This is a genomic window from Corynebacterium sp. MSK019 (assembly GCF_030232425.1).
Taxonomy (GTDB): domain Bacteria; phylum Actinomycetota; class Actinomycetes; order Mycobacteriales; family Mycobacteriaceae; genus Corynebacterium; species Corynebacterium jeikeium_D.
This window is the reverse complement of sequence record NZ_JASPJT010000006.1, coordinates 25,866-47,293: the sequence shown is the minus strand read 5'-3', so window position 1 is coordinate 47,293 and position 21,428 is coordinate 25,866. Positions and strand designations below refer to the sequence as shown.

Annotated in this window: 14 protein-coding genes and 2 tRNA genes; 8 read left to right on the top strand and 8 right to left on the bottom strand. The window is 58.8% G+C overall.

Features of this window, described 5'->3' with window-relative positions:
- Nucleotides 1-6 precede the first annotated feature (6 nt).
- Nucleotides 7-651, bottom strand: a complete 645-nt coding sequence (locus QP982_RS05575; protein WP_016422282.1) for a TetR/AcrR family transcriptional regulator — start codon at nt 649-651, stop codon at nt 7-9.
- Nucleotides 652-746: 95 nt separating this feature from the next.
- Nucleotides 747-935 carry a hypothetical protein gene (locus tag QP982_RS05570; RefSeq protein WP_042388509.1) on the bottom strand — a complete coding sequence of 63 codons (189 nt, stop codon included), beginning with the start codon at nt 933-935 and terminating at the stop codon, nt 747-749.
- Between QP982_RS05570 and orn the strand changes: the two genes are divergently transcribed.
- Both orn and QP982_RS05560 read left to right on the top strand, forming a co-directional pair.
- Nucleotides 934-1,587, top strand: coding sequence for an oligoribonuclease (gene orn / locus QP982_RS05565; protein WP_150961543.1), 654 nt, complete (start codon nt 934-936; stop codon nt 1,585-1,587). The genes QP982_RS05570 and orn overlap by 2 nt on opposite strands.
- Nucleotides 1,588-1,730: 143 nt before the next feature.
- A tRNA-His gene (locus tag QP982_RS05560) sits at nt 1,731-1,806 on the top strand.
- 283 nt (nt 1,807-2,089) lie between these two features.
- On the opposite strand, the gene QP982_RS05555 is transcribed toward QP982_RS05560, so the two are convergent.
- Together QP982_RS05555 and QP982_RS05550 are read right to left on the bottom strand one after the other, a co-directional pair.
- The gene (locus tag QP982_RS05555) at nt 2,090-2,884 is read right to left on the bottom strand and encodes an ABC transporter ATP-binding protein (RefSeq protein WP_049172923.1); all 795 of its coding nucleotides are present in this window, start codon (nt 2,882-2,884) and stop codon (nt 2,090-2,092) included.
- Between the two features lie 102 nt (nt 2,885-2,986).
- Nucleotides 2,987-4,003, bottom strand: coding sequence for an FtsX-like permease family protein (locus QP982_RS05550; protein ID WP_049193207.1), 1,017 nt, complete (start codon nt 4,001-4,003; stop codon nt 2,987-2,989).
- A 149-nt stretch (nt 4,004-4,152) separates the two neighbouring features.
- On the opposite strand from QP982_RS05550, the gene QP982_RS05545 reads away from it, so the two are divergent.
- The gene (locus QP982_RS05545) at nt 4,153-5,358 is read left to right on the top strand and encodes a sensor histidine kinase (protein ID WP_065421715.1); all 1,206 of its coding nucleotides are present in this window, start codon (nt 4,153-4,155) and stop codon (nt 5,356-5,358) included.
- 61 nt (nt 5,359-5,419) lie between these two features.
- Nucleotides 5,420-6,103 carry a LuxR C-terminal-related transcriptional regulator gene (locus QP982_RS05540; RefSeq protein WP_080985607.1) on the top strand — a complete coding sequence of 228 codons (684 nt, stop codon included), beginning with the start codon at nt 5,420-5,422 and terminating at the stop codon, nt 6,101-6,103.
- Nucleotides 6,104-6,156: 53 nt separating this feature from the next.
- Here QP982_RS05540 and QP982_RS05535 read toward each other — a convergent pair whose 3' ends face one another.
- The gene (locus QP982_RS05535) at nt 6,157-7,326 is read right to left on the bottom strand and encodes a L,D-transpeptidase (RefSeq protein WP_049193203.1); all 1,170 of its coding nucleotides are present in this window, start codon (nt 7,324-7,326) and stop codon (nt 6,157-6,159) included.
- A gap of 661 nt (nt 7,327-7,987) precedes the next feature.
- Between QP982_RS05535 and QP982_RS05530 the strand changes: the two genes are divergently transcribed.
- A tRNA-Lys gene (locus QP982_RS05530) sits at nt 7,988-8,060 on the top strand.
- A gap of 175 nt (nt 8,061-8,235) precedes the next feature.
- Here QP982_RS05530 and QP982_RS05525 read toward each other — a convergent pair.
- Nucleotides 8,236-8,517, bottom strand: coding sequence for a DUF3618 domain-containing protein (locus QP982_RS05525; protein ID WP_284870288.1), 282 nt, complete (start codon nt 8,515-8,517; stop codon nt 8,236-8,238).
- 150 nt (nt 8,518-8,667) lie between these two features.
- Here QP982_RS05525 and bcp point away from each other — a divergent pair, with 150 nt between their 5' ends.
- The 3 genes from bcp (at nt 8,668) to QP982_RS05510 (ending at nt 11,851) form a co-directional block, all read left to right on the top strand.
- Entirely contained in the window at nt 8,668-9,195 is a 528-nt protein-coding gene (gene bcp / locus QP982_RS05520; protein WP_049172881.1) for a thioredoxin-dependent thiol peroxidase, read from the top strand.
- 75 nt (nt 9,196-9,270) lie between these two features.
- The gene (locus QP982_RS05515; protein ID WP_502870634.1) at nt 9,271-9,930 is read left to right on the top strand and encodes a TetR/AcrR family transcriptional regulator; all 660 of its coding nucleotides are present in this window, start codon (nt 9,271-9,273) and stop codon (nt 9,928-9,930) included.
- 160 nt (nt 9,931-10,090) lie between these two features.
- Nucleotides 10,091-11,851, top strand: a complete 1,761-nt coding sequence (locus QP982_RS05510; RefSeq protein WP_070549690.1) for a neocarzinostatin apoprotein domain-containing protein — start codon at nt 10,091-10,093, stop codon at nt 11,849-11,851.
- A gap of 12 nt (nt 11,852-11,863) precedes the next feature.
- On the opposite strand, the gene acpS is transcribed toward QP982_RS05510, so the two are convergent.
- Both acpS and QP982_RS05500 read right to left on the bottom strand, forming a co-directional pair.
- A complete protein-coding gene (acpS, locus tag QP982_RS05505; RefSeq protein ID WP_016422272.1) occupies nt 11,864-12,268 on the bottom strand; it encodes a holo-ACP synthase AcpS in 405 nt (134 codons plus the stop codon).
- On the bottom strand, nt 12,265-21,402 hold the full coding sequence (locus QP982_RS05500; protein WP_284870287.1) for a type I polyketide synthase: 9,138 nt from the start codon (nt 21,400-21,402) through the stop codon (nt 12,265-12,267). Before QP982_RS05500 ends, acpS begins: the two co-directional genes overlap by 4 nt.
- Nucleotides 21,403-21,428: the final 26 nt, after the last annotated feature.

Below are 21,428 nucleotides of genomic sequence, written 5' to 3'. Positions count from 1 at the left end.
TACTTCTTAGTTCTTCTTGTTATCCGCAGGATCCGGGCGCAAGTAGCGGTCAACCATGTCGACGACCTCTTCGACAGATTCCTTGTCTAGCGTCGCGTCCTTGCCATCCGGGCGCCACACCAGCACCATCGTCTGAATCAGACGGTAAATGTTGCGCGCCAGCAGATATGGATCGTGCTCGCGAATAGTGCCGTCTTCCTGCCCGTGACGGACACCGGGGAGAATGAATTTCTCCACAATTTCCAGCTGTGTATCGCTCATCTCTCCAGTGAGCGCTTCTAAGACACGGTCGGGATCTGTCTTGACCAGGCCAGGGAAAAAGTCACTTTCGATGATGCGTTGAACGACGATTCGAATACGCAGCAACATGCGAGCGCGCGAATCGCCAGGGACATAGCGGAGCCCCTCAAGCATGTGCAGGATTTCGCGGTTGGTCACTTCCCCCAGAAGCTCACCAATGTCAGCGTATCGACGATATACGGTCGGACGCGAAACTCCTGCCTTGCGAGCAATTTCTGCAATCGAAGTCCTACGCAAGCCCACAGTCATTACGCTTTCGCGCGCAGCGGCAATGATGACATCATCGACGGATGGTTTCTGTGCCGCGGTGGTGCTTTGAGCAGCGTCGCCAACACGCCTCGTCTCATCCATGTAACTATTTCTCCCGTTGGAATCCGAACTCAGAAGTAATTTTATCAGGCAAATAGGTCGATTTAGTTCATGCCCCGTTGTCCAATTCTAAGATCTTACTTTCCAGTTAATTTCGTTTCCCCCACAATTCGCTCCACAAACCACACGGCAATCCACACGCCCGACCACAGCACAATCCACATCGCTAAGCTGGGCGTAGTCAGCGTGTGCCCCACAGCCCAGTCCGGGCACAAAATAAGGCGCACTGCAGAATCATGCCGAATCTCAGCGAAAGGTGAAATCATGGCTCAGCCCGATCCCGACCTCCAGCTCTCCCCTGAGCTCGACCGCATCGTGTGGATTGACTGTGAGATGACGGGCCTCGAACCCGAGCGCCACGTCATTGTCGAAATCGCGGCTCTCGTCACCGATGCCAACCTCAACGTCCTCGGGGAAGGCGTGGACATCGTCGTGCACGCGTCCGAGACCGAATTGGCGCAGATGGATGATTTCGTCACCAAGATGCATGCGAAGTCCGGCCTGGATCAGGAAATTCGCGACAGCAAGACTAATGTCGCCGACGCCGAACAGGCTGTTTTGGACTACATCCGTCAGTGGGTTCCCGAGCCGCGCACCGCCCCACTGGCAGGCAACTCGATTGCCTCCGACCGCAAGTTCATCCACCGCTACATGCCAGAGCTCGACCAGCACCTGCACTACCGCATGATTGATGTCTCTTCCTTCAAGGAACTGGCCCGCCGTTGGTACCCCCAGGTTCTCAAGGGCGCTCCAGAAAAGGGTCTCGCTCACCGAGCTCTCGCAGATATCAAGGAGTCGATCCGCGAGCTGGACTACTACCGCCGCGCCATGCTCCTACCCCACCCTGGCCCCGATGCCGACGCTGTTTCCGCCGCAAGCAAGGAATCCACAGAAAAGTACGGTGAAATTCGCGGCTAGCTCGCTTTACGACGGCCCCAAACCCTAACCCTTTCCAAATTTATCCGGGTTGACCTGCTGTTTTTGTTTCCAGCCCACTGTGGGCTACCATATAGTTCGCTGCAGAGATGAGCTGAGAAAACAGCTACTTTAATGCGGTAATGGTGACTGTAGTTCAGTTGGTAGAGCACCAGGTTGTGATCCTGGGTGTCGCGGGTTCGAGTCCCGTCAGTCACCCCAAGTAGAACCCTCGGCCAGGATTGTTCCCGGTCGAGGGTTTTGTGTTTCCACGACCCCTAGAATCCGCCGACTGCGTTTATGTTTAGCGGCAGCGGGCCAATGCGAGTTACTGACTACGTTTATGTCAAAAATGACCCAAAAAATGGCATGAAAGTGTCATAAACTCACACAGTTTCACATTTGCAGCCCATTGTTTCTGGAGTTCAAGGACAAAATGTGCGCCTTTCCGGCGGCGTGGTTATCTGACCCAGCCTTTTCGATGCCGCCTCCTCCCCCATAGTCACTACCGAGTAGCTACCAAGCCAGCATCCGCGGACTGCAGCTTGCCGTCAACCATCTCCACGATTCGGTCGGCACCGTGAAGCTGCCCCAGGTCGTGGGTGATGTACAGGGTGGCCACACCCATCTTCCGCGTCACATCCATAATCAGTCGCGTCACCGCCCCTGCACTCTTCTGATCCAAAGCCGCGGTCGGTTCGTCGACTAGCAGCACTTCCGGCTCATTCATCAGTGCGCGCGCAACATTGACGCGCGCCTGCTGACCACCGGAAAGCTGGCTCACGCGACGTTCTCCCAGCCCAGCCAGTCCGACTGCCTCTAGCAGCTCATCCGCGCGCTTCTCCGCTTCACGACGGCCACCCGCGGGCCACCCGAAAACACGGCCCAGTCGCCGCATTGCGATGAGCTGCTGCTTAACCGTCAGCGCTGGCAGAAGATTCGGCTGCTGGAAAACAATACCGATGTGTTCGCGACGAATCTTGGCAGCATCCGCGCCGCGAGCGCTCAAATCAATGGCCTTCCTTTCCGCACTCTCGTCCGCGCCTGCACCGTTCGCGTCCTGTTTGTTGGAGTACAGCGTGACATGTCCGGTATCGGCACTCTTCAAACAACCTGCGATGGTCAACAGAGTCGACTTGCCGGAACCCGATGGTCCGACCAGTCCCACTACCTCGCCTGCCCGGATCTTCAGCGAGATGTCATCCAAAATGGTGCGTTTGTTGTCGCCATCTTGGACGGTCAGCGAGATGTTCTTTAGAGCGAGTGCCACGGGAGCCTGGTTGTCGATGTAGGTAGTCATTTTGTCCTCAATTCCTCAATTCCTCAGTTGCAGGTTGTGCATGATTAACGCGATGTGAGTGTTCTGTGGGAAGCCGCCGTGCTAGGCCGTACTAACGAGCCACTACGCATTCGCCAATGCGGTGGTCGGATCGACGCGGAATACCGGCACCAGTGCCAGCAGCGCACCAACTACGCCGGTCACGGCCAGAATGAGCCCCGGCACGACGGTCGTGGAAGCATCGACCACAATTGGCATGACGTCGCCGCTCTGCAGAGCCCAGCCCGCCGCTGCAGTCACCGCAACACCGCCGCCGACTCCGATTGCCAGCACGGCCAGGACCTGCGCCAGAGAGTCAGCCACCAGCACGGAGCGGGACGCACCGAGCGCCGAGGAAATGGCCACACCACGCAGTCGTTGAACAGTCCACACTGTGAAGAACGCGCCTACCACCAGCGCAGAAATCACATACAGCATCGAGGTCATCGCGTTCAGCGAGGTCTGCTCGCCCTGATAGGAAGCCGACAGGTTATTGCGCTCGCCGTCGCGCAGAATTGTTCCTTCCGGGACATTCGGCAGCTGCGTCGCAGACTCGTCGACAACCATCGCCGCCGGCACCATCTGCCCCGGTGTCAGGTCTTCCATCACACCGCGCCCGGCATAAATGACCGCTTGGTGGTCCAACCACTTATCCCCCGCCACGCGCGCAACGGTGGCCTCGTGCTCGCCCATCGCGCCAGACAGGGTCAGCGAGTCACCTTCCGCAATGGCGGTTTCACTGACACCGTCGGTGACGGCCACCTGGTCGTCGTTAAGCGAAAAGTCGGAGATGACGGTGACGGGCGTTTCATCGACGCGCGCACGACTGACGTAGACATCGCGGATGGTGGCGTTGTTATCGTTCGCCCACGTCTGGACGCTCTTTCGCGCCGTCTCGCCGATGCTTGACGACGACAGCGACGTAGCCCCCTCCGAGATGACGACGGCGTCGTTTTTGCCGTAGACCTCGTCAAGTGCGGAGACGGACTGGGCTGACAGTCCGGCAGCCAAAGCCGAGAGGAACGTGACCATCACAGCAATCATGCCGACGGTGATGGTGATCAGTGCGGCACGGCCTGGAGCGGCTCGAAGTTCTTTCATTGACTGGTACATACTCATTATGGTCGTGGATTCAAAGGCGGATTTAATCGCCAGGGAGGTTGAACTTCGTCTCCAACTTTCGGTTGATGTTGACAATTCCGGCTTGTCAGCGGTGTTTTGGCAGGTGGAACTGCCCTAAGCTCGAGAGCGTGGATACTCCTGAGACCCTGAATCGCAGCTGGCAATTACTGCGGTTTGCCCTGGATGTTTTGGTGCTGGTGCTGCTGGCGGTATGCGTGGTTCCGGATCCGCAGTGGCGAATCATCACCTATGCGGCGTGCTTTCTAGCGGTGTACATTGCAGGTTCCATTGGGCCGATTGGGCAGGCTCGGCATGGCAACGTAGCCAACGAGGTCGCGCTGACTAAGCCGCGTGGCCTGCTGTTGGGCTGGCTTGTGATTCTGCTGCTGTGCTGGGCGGCGTTGGCGTTTGCAACGCTGGACGCCTCGTTCCTGGTTTTCCCACTGTTTTTCGTAATTTTGCAGGTAACCGGCGGCCTTATGGCCGTAATCATGGTGGCGGCGACAACGGCGACGGCAATTGGCGCCATCGCTATCCATACTCCGCTGACATTTGGTGGTGTCCTCGGCCCCATTCTGGGTGGGACGTTTGTACTCACGGTGGGGCTGGGGTTCCGGCTCCTGCAGAAGGAGACTATCGAAAAGACCAAGGCGCTGGAGGAGCTCTCAGCTGCCCGCGCCCACTCGGAAGCACTGTCCCGTCGTGCCGGTGAGCTGGACGAACGCGCACGCCTCGCAGCCGATATTCATGACACCGTGGCGCAGGGGCTTTCCTCCATCCAGCTGCTGCTGCATTCGGTGGAGTCCCGCATGAAAAGTGCTCCCACTCAGCATGACCAGACCTCGGTGGATTCGCTACAGCTCGCCCGCAAGGTTGCGGCCGACAATCTCGCCGAGACCCGGCGCATCATCGCAGCACTTCAGCCGGCTCCCCTCGAAGGCGCAGACCTATCCGGTGCGTTGGAGAAGGTCTGCTCCTCCACGGTGCTGGGCGATGCTGTCAGCTTCTGCGTCGACGGCACACCCACGCGGCTGCCGGCCACCGTCGAAGCAACCATTATCAGGGTGGCCCAGGCGAGCTTGGCGAACGTCGTCAAGCATGCACACGCCACGCGTTGCCGTGTCACCCTGACCTACCAGCCCGACGAGGTTCTGCTCGACTGCGTCGACAACGGCATCGGCTTCGACCCCACCGCACCAACTAACGACGACAGCGTGGGGATCGCCAACGCGCGCCGACGCGTGGAGAAGCTCGGCGGCACCTTCACCATCGAGTCGGAACCGGGGCGTGGCTGCGGTGTCAGCGTCAGCATCCCGCACGAGCTCGCCTCTTAAAGTCCCGCGCCTGGTATGCAGGTAGGAAACGACCATTCACATCACCCGAGGAGTTAGCCAGGTGACCAAGCCCATCGGAGTCCTCATCGCCGACGATCACCCCATCGTCCGCGCTGGTCTTCGCGCAGTCGTTGAATCGGCGCCGGATATCGTCGTGGTTGGCGAGGCGGCCAGCGGTGACGAGGCGGTCGAGAAGGTGCGCGCATCGCTTGACGACGACTCTTGCGACCACATCGATCTGGTACTCATGGACCTTCGCTTTGGTGAGGCCCCTGGCACTGCTACCCGCGCAGGCGGAGTTGATGCCACCGCAGCCATCCGCGCACTGGCCGGGCGCGGCGCAAAGGCCCCAGAAGTGTTGGTGGTGACCAATTATTCTTCGGACTCCGATGTGCTCGGCGCTGTCACCGCAGGCGCAGTTGGTTATCTGCTGAAGGATGCCGCTCCGGAGGAGCTCATCGATGGTATCCGTCGTGCCGTTCGCGGCGAGACCGTGCTGAACACACAAGTGGCCGGGCGCTTGATGGGTCGGATGCGCAACCCCAGTACAGCACTAACCCCGCGCGAACTCGAAGTGCTCGAGTTGGTCGCGCGGGGTATGTCGAATAGAAAAATTGCAGAACAGCTGGTGCTCACCGAAGCGACTGTGAAATCGCATCTGGTACATATTTTCACCAAGCTAGACGTCAGCTCCCGCACCGCGGCTGTTGCTCGGGCGCAGGAGCTGGGAATGTTGGGTGATTAGGAAACGGACTAACCCGCGTGGCTTAAATGATGGCCTCACTTAGAGGACATGAGCTACCAGGAGCTGGTCTCGTCGGCGTTGCCCTTCTTCCAGGTCTCCCACGGAATGTTCCAGTCACCTAGTCCATCAACACCGGAGAGCGTCTCACCAATCGTATTCTTCACAATCACGATGTCACCGCGCTTAGTGTTGTCCAGGAACCACTTAGCGTTGGCGTCAGTGACGTTGATGCAGCCGTGAGACTGGTTGACGCTGCCCTGTGCCCACGTTGACCACGGTGCACCGTGGACGTAGATACCGGAGTAAGACATCTGCGTTGCATAGTTAACCGGCGTGACGTAGCCACCGTTTTCCAGAGACAGGCCGTAGGTACGAGAGTCCATCACCATGGTCTCGTTGCGATCACCGATGATGTACTGGCCATTCGGAGTCGGGTGAACATTCGACCCCATAGAGATAGGCATGGAGTTTACGACTTCACCGTTCTTCTTAATGACCATGGTCTTCGTCGCGTCATCAGCGATAGCAATGACTTCATCACCGATAGTGAAGCTGGTTTCGGCGGACTCCGCACCGTACATATCGTCACCAAGATCCGTGCCGTAAATATCGGACTTCACGGTAACCTTGGTCCCCGGCTTCCAGTACTCCTTTGGACGCCAGCGCACCTCACTGTTATTCAGCCAGTAGAAAGCGCCTTCCACCTTAGGCTCGGTGGTCACCTTAATTGCTTCCTCAGCAGCCTTGCGGTCCGAAATACTCGCGCTGAACTTCACAGCAATAGTCTGACCGACACCCACGGTGGAACCATCCAGCGGGGACAGGTAACCATTTACCTGAGAAGTCGGCTCGACGGTGGTGAAAGAAGTAGCCAGCTTTTCTGTGCCCGAGGTGGCGTTAATCTCATAGGTCTTTGAGTAGCCCAGGGGTTCTGCAGTGGTCCACTTGGTACCACTGGAGTCGAGCTTGCCCTTGACCTCTTTGCCCTCAGGGTTGGTCATAACAACCTTGTCCAGGTGATGTCCCTCTTCCACCTGAACCGAAATCGGGTCAACCACCGAAACATCGGTGGCGTCGTCCTTCACACTGGCGACAAGACCAACGTCTGGCTTCTCCGCCTCTTGCTGCTCGGCATTATCTCCGCCGACGGTACAAGCAGCTAGCGAGATGGTGGTCGCAAATGTCACCACCGCCATCGACAGGCGCTTAAAAGATTGCCGCATGATCGTGCTTCACTCCAACAGTGCAATTATTAAGTAGTAAGTCCCGGGGACACACTGCGACACACAGCGGAGTCCTGCTACAGCCCCTGGTGCGCCCTCGAAAAAGGTCAGACTACCCTGCAGCGGCACTAGCCACCGATAAAACGCTCGCCCTAACTGAAAAGCCTTATTGACTGCCCAATCGCAGTCATCAACCCCTCACAGGGCGCAGCACGCAAAGTAGCCCAACGGTTCCTACAGTTAACCCTCTGGAAAATTGCTGTGCAACCCCAAAAAACCGGGGCACTTCAACCGACCTGGGAAAACAGCGCCCCCTTGAAGCTGCGTTACCGAAAAGTAATCAGTTCGCTATTCAAAAGTGCCACCGGACGCTACCGAGCGTTACTGAACACTGCCGAACGTAACCGAACGCCACTGGGGCATCTACGCACGCTCCGACGTTGATGCCTTTGATACAGGCCCTACCCCACTTTGAGGATTTCCAAACTTTTTTTGAACTTTTTTCAAACGGTTGCGCAAAACCTTTCAAAAAACATGCAAAAACATCAATTCAAAAACAGCATCTGACCAGCCGATTTTACAAACAATCAGAAACCTGGTTATATATCATCTCGTTGCCGGCGAGGAGCTCACACAGAGAGCACCAAGCAGGAAACAGTAAGCGCCATTAGCTCAACTGGCAGAGCAGCTGACTCTTAATCAGCGGGTTCGGGGTTCGAGTCCCTGATGGCGCACAATACAGACCGGGAAGGTAGAAATACCCTCCCGGTCTTTTTGTTGCACAACAAGCGCAGGTGCCAACTTGCACCCCTCGCTCGCACCCCACGCCTGACTCAAACAAGGGTTAGATACGCAAAAGCGCACGGCCCCAGGTAACTACCCGAAGCGCGTGCGCTAACTACCGAAAAACTACTTAGCAGCAGTCTCAATCATCTCGCGAATGCGGTCGATTTCCTTGCTGCGGTTACGGTTGCGACGAATGCCCATTGCGATGCCGCCAACAACAAGTGCGGCAACGACACCCAGTACTGCCTGCACCTTCGGCTCATTCAGAGCATCGAGAACGCGGGTCTTTGCGTCATCCGCAACGTTCTTCGGATTCGTTCGCACGGTTAGCTCATCCAGAGTACGGGCGAGCTGGTTACGGTTACGCTCAATATCGCGCTGGATATCTTCAATGCTGCGAGCCACGTAAACTCCCTAAAAAGTTGAATATCTAAAGTGATTGTTCGCCTAAAAGACTAACACTTCCACTACAGCAACGTGGGCGAGCACGGGGAAAAACTCAACGCATTGCTTCAGAGTCGACACGCACCGCTCCAGAGTCGATACGATGAAGCCATGACTACTTCTTCCTCCAGCGACAAAGAATACGGCCAGAACAACATCCGTCTGGAAGCTGGCGACCCTGCCCCAGCGTTTACTCTTCTCAACGACGCCGAAGAGCAGGTTTCTCTGTCGGACTACGCGGGCAAGCCCGTGCTGATTTACTTCTACCCGCGGGCCAACACCCCAGGTTGCACCACTGAGGCATGCGACTTCCGCGATGAATCCGCTGCCCTGAACGATGCCGGCATTCCTGTCGTAGGTATTTCTCCGGACAAGCCGGCGAAACTCGCAAAGTTCCGCGAGGACCACGGCTTAAACTTCACCCTTCTGTCCGATCCGGACAAGGAAACCATGACCGCATTCGGCGCTTTCGGCGAGAAGAAGAACTACGGCAAGATTGTCCAGGGCGTCATCCGCTCGACTTTCCTGGTTAATGCCGAAGGAGAAATTGAAAAGGCCTGGTACAACGTTCGCGCCAAGGGGCACGTCCAGCGCGTACTGCGTGACTTGGGCGTGGAATCACAGGCTTCCGAAAGCTAACTAGCCGCAAGGCCTACTTTGACCCTGGCCCCAAACTCTCCTCCCACATCATCCCGATTAGACGGTTTCGTAGTAGTGACTCAATCCCAGGACGCACCGAATATTCTTCGTCCCCGTCGCACTCCGGCTCAGCAACGCAGCCGAGAGCGGTACGCACGCATGCTCAGCTCGGCACGCACAGTGCTCATCGAGCACGGGTTTGAGTCTTTCACTTTCGACGAAGTCGCTCGCATCGCAGATATCCCCATTGGCACGCTCTACCAATTCTTCGCAAACAAGTATGTGATGATCTGCGAGCTCGACCGTCAGGACACCGAGGCCGTCATCGAGGAAGTCTCACGCTTCGGCGAAACAGTCCCCACCTTGAAATGGCCGGAGTTTCTCTCGGAGTTCATCGATCACCTGGCAAAACTCTGGCGCGAGGACGTTTCCAGAAGAGCCGTATGGCTGGCTGTTCAATCAACGCCCGCCACACGCGCAACCGCAGAAGATATGAAGTCACGCCTGGTCACCGAGATTTCAAAGGTGCTGCGCCCGCTGGTGCCGTCGTCAAGCGATGCGGAACTGAACTTCATCTCCGACCTCATGATTAACGCCACGTACGCCCTGCTGAATTATGCGGTGGACCATCCGGGAAGCGATGCTGAGCGGGAAGCTCATTACGAGCTGACGGTGCAGGAAATCAAACGCATGACAATCTCTTATCTCATGAGCGTCGCGGAGGCCGCAGACTAGAGAGCGCCCCTCGCCCACCTCGGCAGGGGCATTTATTGCCCTTATCAATACGCGGAGGGTAGGCTTGCCTTAGTTTACGCTTTACTCTGGTCAGCGCGGTGGGGTTCCCTGTTTTTCGCCGCGCCTGCGCCGGAACTCCCAAACAGAATCAGAGGTTCACATGTCCACGACGCAGGGCGCTTTCCGACGGAGCCTGCTTCCCCGCTCTATTGTTCTAGCTTCGGCAATCGTAGTGAGTACGGGATTTTTACCCGCAGTCCCCGCATCGGCACAGTCACTGCCATCGATTGGACAGCTCGGCGGTTCGCTCCCCGGCATCGGCGACCTTCTCGGCGGCAGCACCGATCAGTCTGAGCGCCAGCTCTCTGTGACCCCTGCCACCGATCTGTCCGACGGCGCCACCGTGACCATCAAGGGAGTCGGCTACCCCGCTAACGCAAATATTTACCTGGCCCAGACAATCGAGAAGCCAAAGTCGGGCTACCCTTCGACCTACGGCGAAGCGGCCAAGGTGACAGTCGGCGCTGACGGAAGTTTTACGCAGGAGATGAAGGTCGCGACCAGCTTTGGCGATGTCGACTGCACCTCCACCCAGTGCTACGTAGCCTCCTTTACTGCGTTCCCTAATCTTTCTGACCGCAGCAATGACCAGTGGGTCCCCATCACCTTCAAGGCGGGTGCTACTTCCCAGGCTGCTCAATCACAGGGTTCCACCAGCGCGGCACCGAGCGGTGGCCAGAGCACTGGTTCGGGCTCCCAGTCACAGTCGGGCTCGCAGTCACCGTCGCAGTCACGGGGTAACGCATCGGTGAGCCTGTCCAAGACCTCAGACTTGAACCCGAGCGGCGACACCATTCGAGTTGAAGGCAAGGGATTCAAGACCTCTGGACCGGGCATCTACGTCGGTATCGCGCAAAATGACCAGATGGATGTGACCAACGCCGATTCCTTCGGCCCGGATACCCAGTTTGTGTCTACCTCTCGCGGCAACTTGAAGTCCGACGGCAGCTTCAGCGTGGATCTTCCGGTCAGCGCGAAGTTCGGCACGGCAGACTGCATGCAGAACGCTTGCTCGGTCTACACCATTGCTGCTCACGGTTCTTCCGACCGCAGCCAGGACACGGCGACCGCGGTATCGTTTGCCGGCGGAGCTGCCAAGCAGGACGCTACCCTGCCCTCCGGCGGTGGCTCCTCACAGTCCGCAGGCAGCGCAAGCTCCGGCACCAGTGGCAGCACAGGGTCTAGTGGAACGAGTAGCACCAGCGCTTCCAGTGGCTCCAGCAGCTCCAACGGCAGCAGCTCCTCGACCGGCACCCCGTCGGTAAGCCTGTCCACCACGGAACTGAACCCATCGGGCAGCACCGCAATTACTGTCTCCGGCAGCGGATTCAAGACCAGCGGCAACGGCATCTACGTCGCAGTGGCTGAGAAGAACAAGTTCTCCACCACCAACGCTGATGCTTTCTCCGCCGCTGAGTTTGTGCGCACCTCCCAGATGTCCTCCGACGGCAGCTTCTCTACAACGCTCAATGTCGAGGCCGTCACCTCGGCCGCCAACTGCGTCGAAAATGACTGCGCGCTCTACACCTTTGCTGCTCACGGTTCCTCCGACCGCAGCCAGGACACGGCCACGGACCTCAGCGTCGGCGGCTCCGCCAAGGAACGCGAAGAAGCTGTGAAGACCGGTGCCTCCAAGACCGGAGAGTCCAAGGCCAGCGGCTCCTCCAAGGCATCTGGCAAGGTTTCCGCAAAGTCCAACGCTTCCGGCAATGGCCTCGACGAAGTTGATGTGCAGACTCAGCAGGCCGCGACCAACTCCCCGCTCCAAACCGCCGCAGTCGCCGGAACCGGCGCAATCCTGGGCGCGCTAATCTTCGGTGCCGGCATCCTGGTCGGTCGCCGTCAGAAGTCCGTCGATTAGCGCGGTGCCGGACTAGTCCAGGCGTACGACGGCGATTGCGTAGTCGCCGTCGTGCGAGATGCTTAACGACGGCCCCAGCTGCCACTCCTGATCGTGGAAATGGCGGCTCACAGCACCGTGGAGACTGATGCTCACGCGACCGTAGGCATCCGGCTGCACCTCTATTTCCCGCCAGTCCAGCTGATCGCGCGCAATCGGCGGTTGGCTGCCGAAGAGGGTCTGCGACCAGGCCTTGATGAAGGCTTCCTTCGCAGCCCAGCGGCCCGCTAAGTGACGCGCCAGCGCGCCGCCGACTGCTCCGCGGCGCCTAGCTACCAGTAGCTCCGCAGGTGTGAAAACAGCCTGCGCGAACTGACTTCCTGGCATATTCAGCTGCTCTTCGAAGCCCGGAATATAGACGAGGTCTACGCCAATCATGGCTGGAGGACACCATCGATCAGACGGGCGCCGTCGGAAAGCAGAACTGCCTTTTCCAATGCAGCGGGTGAACCGAACCGACCACCGTCCGCCAGGTTTCGCTCGCGTGGACGCTCGTAGAGGGCTTCTCCACCGTAAATAGCCTCATCAATGCGACGCAGACCAGCCGCTTCGCGGTTGTACGCCGCGGACCGCCAACGCTCCGCAGCCTCAGCGCCATCGTGCTGCACTATCGCTTGGTAGAAAGCTTCCGGATGCACGACTGCCACCAGTGCCGAGACATGTCCGAACCCGAGCGAGGTAACAAAGCCAGCCTTCAGCGGCAACGTATTGCCGAAATTGACTGCCTTCGTTGGCCATACCAGACGCGAATGCTCAGCCAATGCGGGATCGACGCAGTCCAGCGATCGATTACCTGGCACAATGCCGCTGCGCAACACCTGGGTCAGACCAATGATCTGGAACGCTGCAGCACCACCCTTAGCGTGTCCCGTCAGCGATTTCTGAGAGACCACCAACAGCGGGTTAGAGCGCTCGCGACCGAGTTCATCTGCAATGCGTTCATGCAGTTCGGACTCATTTGGGTCGTTGGCATTGGTCGAGGTGTCGTGCTTGGACAACACCGCGACCTGATCCGCAGTGACATCGAGTGCTGCAAGGGCGCGAGCCAACCGAGACTTCTCGCCGCCCTGAGCGGCCGCTAGCGCGCCCAAACCCGGCGCCGGAATGGATGTGTGCGCGCCGTCGGCGAAGGACTGGGCGTATGCGACGACACCGAGCACGGGGAGCCCCATGTCACGGGCGATGTCTCCGCGAGCCAACAGCACCGTGCCACCGCCTTGCGATTCCACAAAACCTCCGCGTCGACGATCGTTCGGCCTGGAGAAGTACTCATGCTCGATGCCTTTGTCTTCCATGGTGGCGGAGTCAGCTGTGGCGGCCATGTCGCCGAAACCTGTAATTCCCTCTGTGGATAGGTCATCGAAGCCACCTGCGACAACGAAATCTGCCTTACCCAGGGCAATCTTGTCGACGCCCTCCTCCACCGACACCGCTGCCGTCGCACAGGCTGCGACAGGGTGAATCATCTGCCCGTAGCCACCGACATAAGACTGCATAACGTGGGCGGCAATAACATTTGGCAATGCCTCCTGCAGGACGTCATTGGCTCGCGGTTGCCCCAGCAGGCCGTCGATGTAGAGACTGCGCAGCGACTCCATCGCACCAATACCTGTGCCCTGGGTCGACGACACTCGCGCCGGGTTGACCGCTTCCAGCAGTTGCGCTGGGCTGAAGCCCGATGACAAAAAGGCATCGACAGTACAGACAATGTTCCACAAGCTCACGCGGTCCAGATTGTCCATCATGTCTGCCGGAATACCGTATCGTGCCGGGTCAAAGCCCTGCGGAATTTGACCGCCAACATAGCGGCTCATCGCCATTCGGCGCGGAACCTGCACTGGTGTGCCAGCGGCTCGTGTCACAAGCCACTGCCCTGTCTCGGCATCGAAGCTCGCAGTGGTGTTGTCCGGGTTGGAACTGACAAAAGTCTCCGCTGCCGCGCGGTCACGCACAGCAAAGCTCAACGCACGATCCAGGTAGACCGTGGTCAGCTCAGTCATCGTATTATCAACCAAATCGCCATCATCGGCGTAACGACGCACACCAACTCGCGCCAGCACTTCATCGCGGTAACGCGAAGCAATGTCGCTTTCTGCCAACGGTTGCCCGTCGGCGTCGCGCCAGCCACCCTCATAGGAAATCAACCCCATTGACCAGGCTAATTCCACAATTCCTGCTGCAGAAATATCATCGACTTCAGCCTCAAAGCGCGTCCGGGAAGAACCGTACGGCCCAAGCTCACCGGCGCCCACGATGACCACCATGTCCTCCAGAGCCGCTGCGATGTCACCAAAGGTCGGTGTTGTCTGCGCAATTGGTCGGCGAGGGCTTGGCAGGCCGCTCAAAACACGGCTTGACGACGGCTCCTGCGAGCTCGCCCCGCTAGAGATCTCAGAGTTTTGAGCTGCTGGGGCAGCCGCCTGTGCAGCCTCCTGCGCCATTTGCGCAATGTTGAGGTCGACGTCACCCAATCCGCCGGTGAGATCGGCCTGAATCGGGCGGGTTTGTGCCTTCTTCCGAGCCTCCGAGCTCGCGAGCTCAATGAGTTCAGCTGCCATTTCTTCGGTGGAGAAGGTGCGTACTCCCTTTGCTTCCACTGCAGCAACCAATGGGTCGTTTCCACCCATCAGGTTGGTGCCTCGAACCCAACCAATCTGTGCATGAGCCAGAGTGGTGCGGGTGCGCCAAGCGTCCTCCACATTCCAGCGCGCCACCACTGCATCGAGTGCGGCCTTGGCTTCACCATAGGCACCATCACCGCCGAAGCGACCACGGTTCGGTGAACCCGGCAGCACCACATGCAAACGATGGTCCAGATTATTGTCCCCGCCAAGTGCTGACATCCCTGCGATGAGTCGTTCCACCGACCACAGAAGCAGACGCATTTGGGTCTCGGACGCAGGACCGGCGTCGGCAAGCGAACCCGAAACCGTAGGCGCCGCGAACGGGAATAGCAACGTCGGTGACAGTGCAGGCTTGGTCACAACCACTTCCGCACCAATCGTCGTAGTCTGCTCGGTTCCGATCCAGTCGATAAGGGAATCCAGGTCCTGGAAGCTGGACAGGTTCGCCGGTACCACCCACAGCTTCGCCTCGCCCTGCGCATGCATGCGGTAGAGCTGCTTGTAGAAGCTCAGGCGCTCATGTCCCAGGCGTGAGGTAGTGACAACAACGGTTGCTCCCTGAGACAGCAACTGTGCAGTCACAGCGGAGCCAATCGAATTTGGCGATGCACCGGTAACAACTGCGATGTCGGCATTCATCGATAGTTCGTCCACATTCGTGATGGACTCATCCGCCAGCTGTCGGTAGATACTCGCCAACTGTGTTCGCCCTGCCGCGTCTGCCTTGACAGCCCACCACTGTGCCTGCTCGACTGCGGTTTCGTGGATACTGCCCGGCGCGGTGTCAGCCACGTCTTCATCAGCGGCTGCCCAGAGGCGTGCTAGGTCATCGCGGGAGGTGGCCCAGCGGTCGTCGAGCAGCACTGCCTTGGTGGGCGTAAACGTCGGGGTGACCAGCTTCGGCCAGTCCGCACCGAGTTCAGCAGTGACGAGATTTACCAGGTTGCTGTCGGCGTCTTCGGCATCGAAGTCAATGGCACCGGTAATCTCGTGGCCGAGTTGCTCCAGAATCGTGCGTGCAGCGGTGGCAAGAATTCCTCGTTGACCAGTCAGTTTATCTGCAAACTCAGTGAGTGCAGCCGAGTCGGCCATCCCAGCACTACTGTCGCTTGCCGACGGCTTAGCGACAGATACACCTCGCTGCGAGGCGACCGCGAGGATTGCTTCATCGATCAGCTGGTTGAGTTCAGCAGTACTGGTTGGGGCGGCCGGTGCCAGATGCGCAAGATCACCGCCGCGCAGGGATGCGCCCTCGCGAGTACCGAGCATCATCTCGGCGCTAACTGCGGTTGCCCACCCCTTGCCGAGCTGCCATTCATCGACCACATAGTCATCGATGTAATTCGCGCCTGCACCGGCAGGACCGGTAATCCGGCGAATACCGTCGGCAATGGCTTCGGAGAGAATCGGACCGAATGCCGAATACCCACTGGCCAAGCTATCAATCTTGTCCTTTAGATCAGCCAGTTCCGCATCTGCGGCCCCTTCGATTGAACCGAGGTCGAATTCCACTCCGAGATCGAGCAGCAGTTGATTGCGTCGAGATGAGACTCCATCGACCAGAGTCTCAATGGAGTCGGCGGCGCCGAGCTGGTCGGGGCGCACCTTCGTCCATTGGCAAATAAGAACTTCCAGCGCTTCTGCCGGGCTGACTGCGATATCAGCAACTTCGGCAGCCGGAGTGGCAGCACTCGTGATCGTGGTTGCCTGTTCGGTCGCCGCGGATTGGTCTGCGGATACCGCCGGCGCCGCTGATCCTGCTTCTCCCGATGCTCCTGCTGCTCCAGATAGGGTCTGCGCCGCGTCCTGCTCTGGTGTCACCTCCGACTCGGGCTCAGTCTTTTCCGGCTGAATTTGGTCGCGCATAAACGCTGCATCAGCATCACGCTCGAGATTGAGCACTCGAATGTCACGGCTTCGGTGGCGGGGCAACTGGCAGGTGCGGGCAGCCAGGTTTGCCAGTGTGGGCGCTGTACCTACACCAACTTCAATAATGCGGCTGACGCCGAGATCCTCAAGCAACAGATCCTGAGTTTCGACCCACCTCACCGGTGAGCAGAATTGCCAGGCCAGCAACTCGACCAGCAACATGCGGGCCAGGCGCGCCGGGTTTTCAGCAGCAGTATCAAAGTCGGCAAGGATGTTTTCCAGAATGTCTGAGTCGACGACTGCAGCCATCTGTCGGACGAACTTCTCGGTCAGCTCAAAAGAGGTCGCGGTGAGATTCGGGATATAGCGCCCCACCAGGCGCTCTGGAGCGATTTCCGCTGGCAGCAGCCGCTCCAGGTGTTTACGGAAGGAATCCACACCGTCGCGTAGGACACTGGAGTGGAATGGCACATCAATACCTGGGATACGCACGTATCCCTTGCCGTCCGAGCTGCGGCGCTCGCACTGATCAGCCAGTGCCGCAAGGCCCGCGACGGTGCCGGCGACGGCGTACTGCTTGCCTGCCAGGTTGAGATTTACGACTTCGAGGAACTCACCGGTTTCCTGCGACAACCGATTAACAAACTCAGTGACCTCGTCCTCGCGTACGCCGATCTTGTCCGGACGCAGGGCGCACAAACCATAGTTGGACCTCCCCTGCTCATCACGTTCGACCAGTTCATGCATGGTCAAACCGCGGCGGTAGACAACCTCCAACACGGCATCTGCGTCAAGCGCACCAGCGAAAGCCGCCAGCGCGTTGTACTCACCGACAGAGTGTCCCGCAAAGTGAGCTGTTTCATCCAGCAGCCCTGCTTCACGGAGCTCCACAACCTGCGCCAGCCCCAACGTCGCCATCGCAACCTGGGTGAACTGAGTCAGATTCAGGACACCTTCTGGGTGGAAATAGCGCACACCATCCACAACCACCTCTACCGGGTTGTCCCGAACAATAGCCAGTACGGAAAAGCCAAGCTTCTCTCGGGTCATCGCATCCGCCTGGTCCCACACGCGGCGGGCCGCTACGCTGCGAGTCCGGGCAGACAGCCCCATCCCCTGTGATTGAATCCCCTGGCCAGGGAAGACATATGCAGTCGTCGGTGCGGCAATTACAGCAGTGGCAGTCAGTACCAGCTCGCCCTCTACTGTGGCCGTGACTTCACGGACTTCACCGGCGCCTGGACGGTCATCAAAACCACGGCGTTCGACAGAGAATTTCACTTCCTGACCAGGTAGAACCGGACTCAGCATAGTCGCAGTGAACTCAATCACCCGATTGCCAATGCCGGCATCCGACGTGGCAACAGCCGCATGCTCGGCCATCGCCGACAGCCACATTCCATGGACAATAACCCCTGGTAGACCAGCTAGCGCTGCTGCCCGGGAATCGACGTGGATAGGATTGCGATCGCCCGTGACACAGCTAAATGGCTCCATCGCCTTAGGCGCTTCCACGGTCAAGGCACCGCGGAAACTCCGTGGCGTATCCGTGACCGTTGGAAATGGCACAGTATTGGTCCGCGCTGTCTCGCCGCCGTTTCGGCCACGAATGGCAAAGCGTTCACTCAAGGTGGCGAGCAGCGTATCGCCATCACGAACCTCCGCGCGCACCACAACTAACCGCCCTAAGTCCGTATCAACGGCCTCGTCGACACGCGCACTAATCCGCAACGTTGTGGTTTCCTGAGGCAGAGCCCCAATCATACGAATGTGATGCTCAAGGTGAACAAGCGCGAGCATGCCCTCAACAACATCAATGCCGGTCTCAGTACGCGCCTGCGCGACTGCCGCAAAAATCGCTGGCCAAGCATGCCCGACCAACGCGTCCGGCACCGTCGCCTGTGACTCATCGCCGGCAGCTGCAATAGTGACCGCATCGTAGTCAGCCATCGCCATCGGATCCCACACGGATTCCCACTCCGCGACCCCATCGACGATGTTTGCAAGCTCACCGCCAGCCGCGATTCGCGTCAGCTCCCGCATCGCGGCTGCCGCATCCTCATGCTTGACGACGGGCACTGCGCCCACCGCTGCACTCTGGCACAGGCGAATTCGCAGTTTCGTATTCTCACCCGCAGCATCGGGCAGCGGAACGGTCAGCTGTGCCCAGACGAGCTCCTCCCCGCCCTCATCATTGCTGCCATCAGCTCCAATGGTCTCCAAAATGGCACCAGTACCTGGGTGCTCCAGGCGTTGTGAACGAGAGACATCACTTGCGTCAGATACACATACCCACTCATGTTCCGCGCCAAGTGCCAGCGCCGGATTCGGCTGCTGTCGGCCAGCCCACCAAATCACAGGTGCTGCGAGCATCCGGCTGAGGGTGTCAACAGGTGCCTCCGGCAGGTAGCCGGTATCCATCAATGCCTGTGCGGTAGCTTTTTCAAACCGACCCAGAATTTCCGCTACTGGCTCATTCGCGCGGGTAATGCCCGAAACAGCCTGCGGCCCTGGGATGATGCAGACTTGATCCGCATCGTAGCGAGAGTCATGCGCCTGCCATAGGGAGTCCGATCGCCACCAGCGACGAACCTCATCATCGATAACCGGAACGAATGGCACAGGTTTGCCAGGTGTGCGGCAGAGCTCAGAGATAAAGAAGGTGACATCTGCTGGGTGGAGCTGGGTATCCAGATCCAGCAGGCCGGACAGTCGCGAGATTTCGTTCTGCGGCTGGGTGTGCAAGCTGTCGCCGTCGGCAAGCGCGTCAAACGTGCCCGCGTCGACTGCATTCAGTCGTGCCTCTACGCGGTCGACGAGTGCGACGAAGCGCGTCGACCACGTTGGATCGAGGAACGTCCCTTCGGGCGCACACAGTTCGAGATAGCGGTTCAGCACCTCGGCATACGTCATGGTGCTGACATCTCCGAAGTACGGCTTCGCGGTGGCGTTAATCGCCTCGATGATCTCTGCGCGTCGTTCGGTGACCTTAGTGAGGTCACCTGCGACTTCGTCAAGCAATCTGCCTGCGCGTGCTGCGGCGTTATCAATTTCGTGGATATCAGCACCCAACTGGCTGCGCCCCGACGCCATGCCATCCATGGCGCTACCAGCGGGAATCCAGTTGTCAGTGCCGACGGTGTCGACCAACATTTGTTTCACGGACTCGGAGGCGGTCGACTCCTTTGCTGCCATCGCAGCTGTGCCGATGATGACAGCATCTACCGGCATCGGCGCCAATCCGCACCGTGTCGACCACGTGCCCATCAGATAATCACGGGCCTGCTCTGGCTTGCCGATACCGCCGCCAACAGCAAGCACCACATCTCGCTTGCGGATCTTTGCGTAGGTGTTAATTAGCAGGTCATCGAGATCTTCCCAGGAGTGGTGGCCACCGGCACGCCCACCTTCAACCTGCATGATGATTGGATACGGCGTGCCCTGCTGCGCCAAGGTGTCTGCAATTTCGAGCACCGACTCGATTTGAGCGATTGTGCCCGGTTTGAAGGAGATATGCGGAATCCCGCCCTCACGCAGCTGCTTTACTAGCTCAACTGCCTCGTCCACCTCGGGGATTCCCGCGGAGATGGTGACGCCATCAATCGGTCGCCCCGCTGCCACTGCGCGCGGGAGCAAACGGCGGCTTCCAATGTGCAAACCCCACAGGTACGGATCCAAAAACATGGTGTTGAACTGTGCACTGCGGCCCTCCTCGAGCAGATCGGAGAGTCGCGCCACATTAGCCTCGAAGATTTCCGGCGTGACTTGGCCGCCACCGGCCAGCTCCGCCCAGAACCCCGCATTCGCAGCAGCCGCCACAATTTCAGGGTCAACGGTTGTCGGGGTCATACCGCCGAGCAGAATTGGCGAGCGCCCGGTCAACTTGGTGAACTTCGTCTCGACACGGGGCTTGTCTCCAGTGACCAGACGCGGCGCAAACTCCAGCCACGATGTCGGGTGCTCAATGTCGCTCTCAGACAGGACGCCCCTCCCCGCAGCTGTCGCCGCAGGAATCACCGCCACGCCATAGCCTTCAGCGTTGCGTTCTGTCAGCTTGACGACGCCTGTGTTCGGCCCCAGATCCAAAATGGTGGTTGCTCCTTGGTCGATGAGCCCCCGTACCTCGGCGCTCCAGTCACTGGGGTCAACCAAGATTGCACGCGCAAGCCGGTCCGCCGTTTCCGCATCTAGCCCAATGCGCTCAGCTCGCTCCACTACCCATGCCACAGCAGGTACCAGCGCTGGGTGATGGAATGCGCCACTAACTGGCAGAACTGTACATTCGACTTTCCGACCCTTCGGCTGCTGCGTTGTGAGCTGCTCTGCCAGCTGGTCTAGTTCATCCTGCTTGCCGATAACTACGCTGGTAGTCTGCGTATTCTTCAGACCGATGACACAGCCCTGGGGGAGGAAAGGCTCCAACTCCTCGACCGTCAGGCCAGAGATACTCATCATCGGCGCGTGCCCAAATCCGGCTACTCGGCTTCCGCGCGCACACGCCACACCGATGAGGCGAGCTAGCGCCAGAAGCTCTGCTGCCTTCTCTGGGCGAGCGACAATCTCAGCGGCAAGAACACCTTGCGAATGACCGGTTACCGCTACCGCTTCGGTGATATTAATTCCCTGCTTTTCCAGCAACTCGACAATGCCCAACTGTGCCAAGACGATGCCCGGGACGCTGACCGCAGGGTTGGTTGTATCTCCGGTAAATGGCTCGTCTGTAACGAGTGAGATTGCCCAGCCAAAGGGGTCGAAACCTGCGGGAAGCTGGCCGATGAGATCGTCGTCAAGCGGTGTGAGCAGTTCCTCAGCGCGAGTGAAAACTTCCCGTAGTTTCTTTGAGTTGCCACTGGCCATGACGCTGGAGAGAGTGTCCAGCCATGGTTGCGATTGACCGGCGAAAGTGACTGCAAAAGTGCCCAGGTCTGGAGCAGTTACGACGTTGGTCTGCAAAGTGGCGAGTTTTTCGTATTTCACGTGGCTGAGGTCCTTGTCTTGTGGAGTACGAAATGAAAACATCTTTTGTTTCCAAATCCTTGCCAGGA

Excerpts from the sequence above, each read along its gene's own strand:
- QP982_RS05575 (WP_016422282.1), bottom strand. The coding sequence starts at position 651 with ATGGATGAGACGAGGCGTGTTGGCGACGCTGCTCAAAGCACCACCGCG.
- orn (WP_150961543.1), top strand. The coding sequence starts at position 934 with ATGGCTCAGCCCGATCCCGACCTCCAGCTCTCCCCTGAGCTCGACCGC.
- QP982_RS05570 (WP_042388509.1), bottom strand. The coding sequence starts at position 935 with ATGATTTCACCTTTCGCTGAGATTCGGCATGATTCTGCAGTGCGCCTT.
- QP982_RS05555 (WP_049172923.1), bottom strand. The coding sequence starts at position 2,884 with ATGACTACCTACATCGACAACCAGGCTCCCGTGGCACTCGCTCTAAAG.
- QP982_RS05550 (WP_049193207.1), bottom strand. The coding sequence starts at position 4,003 with ATGAAAGAACTTCGAGCCGCTCCAGGCCGTGCCGCACTGATCACCATC.
- QP982_RS05535 (WP_049193203.1), bottom strand. The coding sequence starts at position 7,326 with ATGCGGCAATCTTTTAAGCGCCTGTCGATGGCGGTGGTGACATTTGCG.
- bcp (WP_049172881.1), top strand. The coding sequence starts at position 8,668 with ATGACTACTTCTTCCTCCAGCGACAAAGAATACGGCCAGAACAACATC.
- QP982_RS05510 (WP_070549690.1), top strand. The coding sequence starts at position 10,091 with ATGTCCACGACGCAGGGCGCTTTCCGACGGAGCCTGCTTCCCCGCTCT.
- acpS (WP_016422272.1), bottom strand. The coding sequence starts at position 12,268 with ATGATTGGCGTAGACCTCGTCTATATTCCGGGCTTCGAAGAGCAGCTG.
- QP982_RS05500 (WP_284870287.1), bottom strand. The coding sequence starts at position 21,402 with ATGTTTTCATTTCGTACTCCACAAGACAAGGACCTCAGCCACGTGAAA.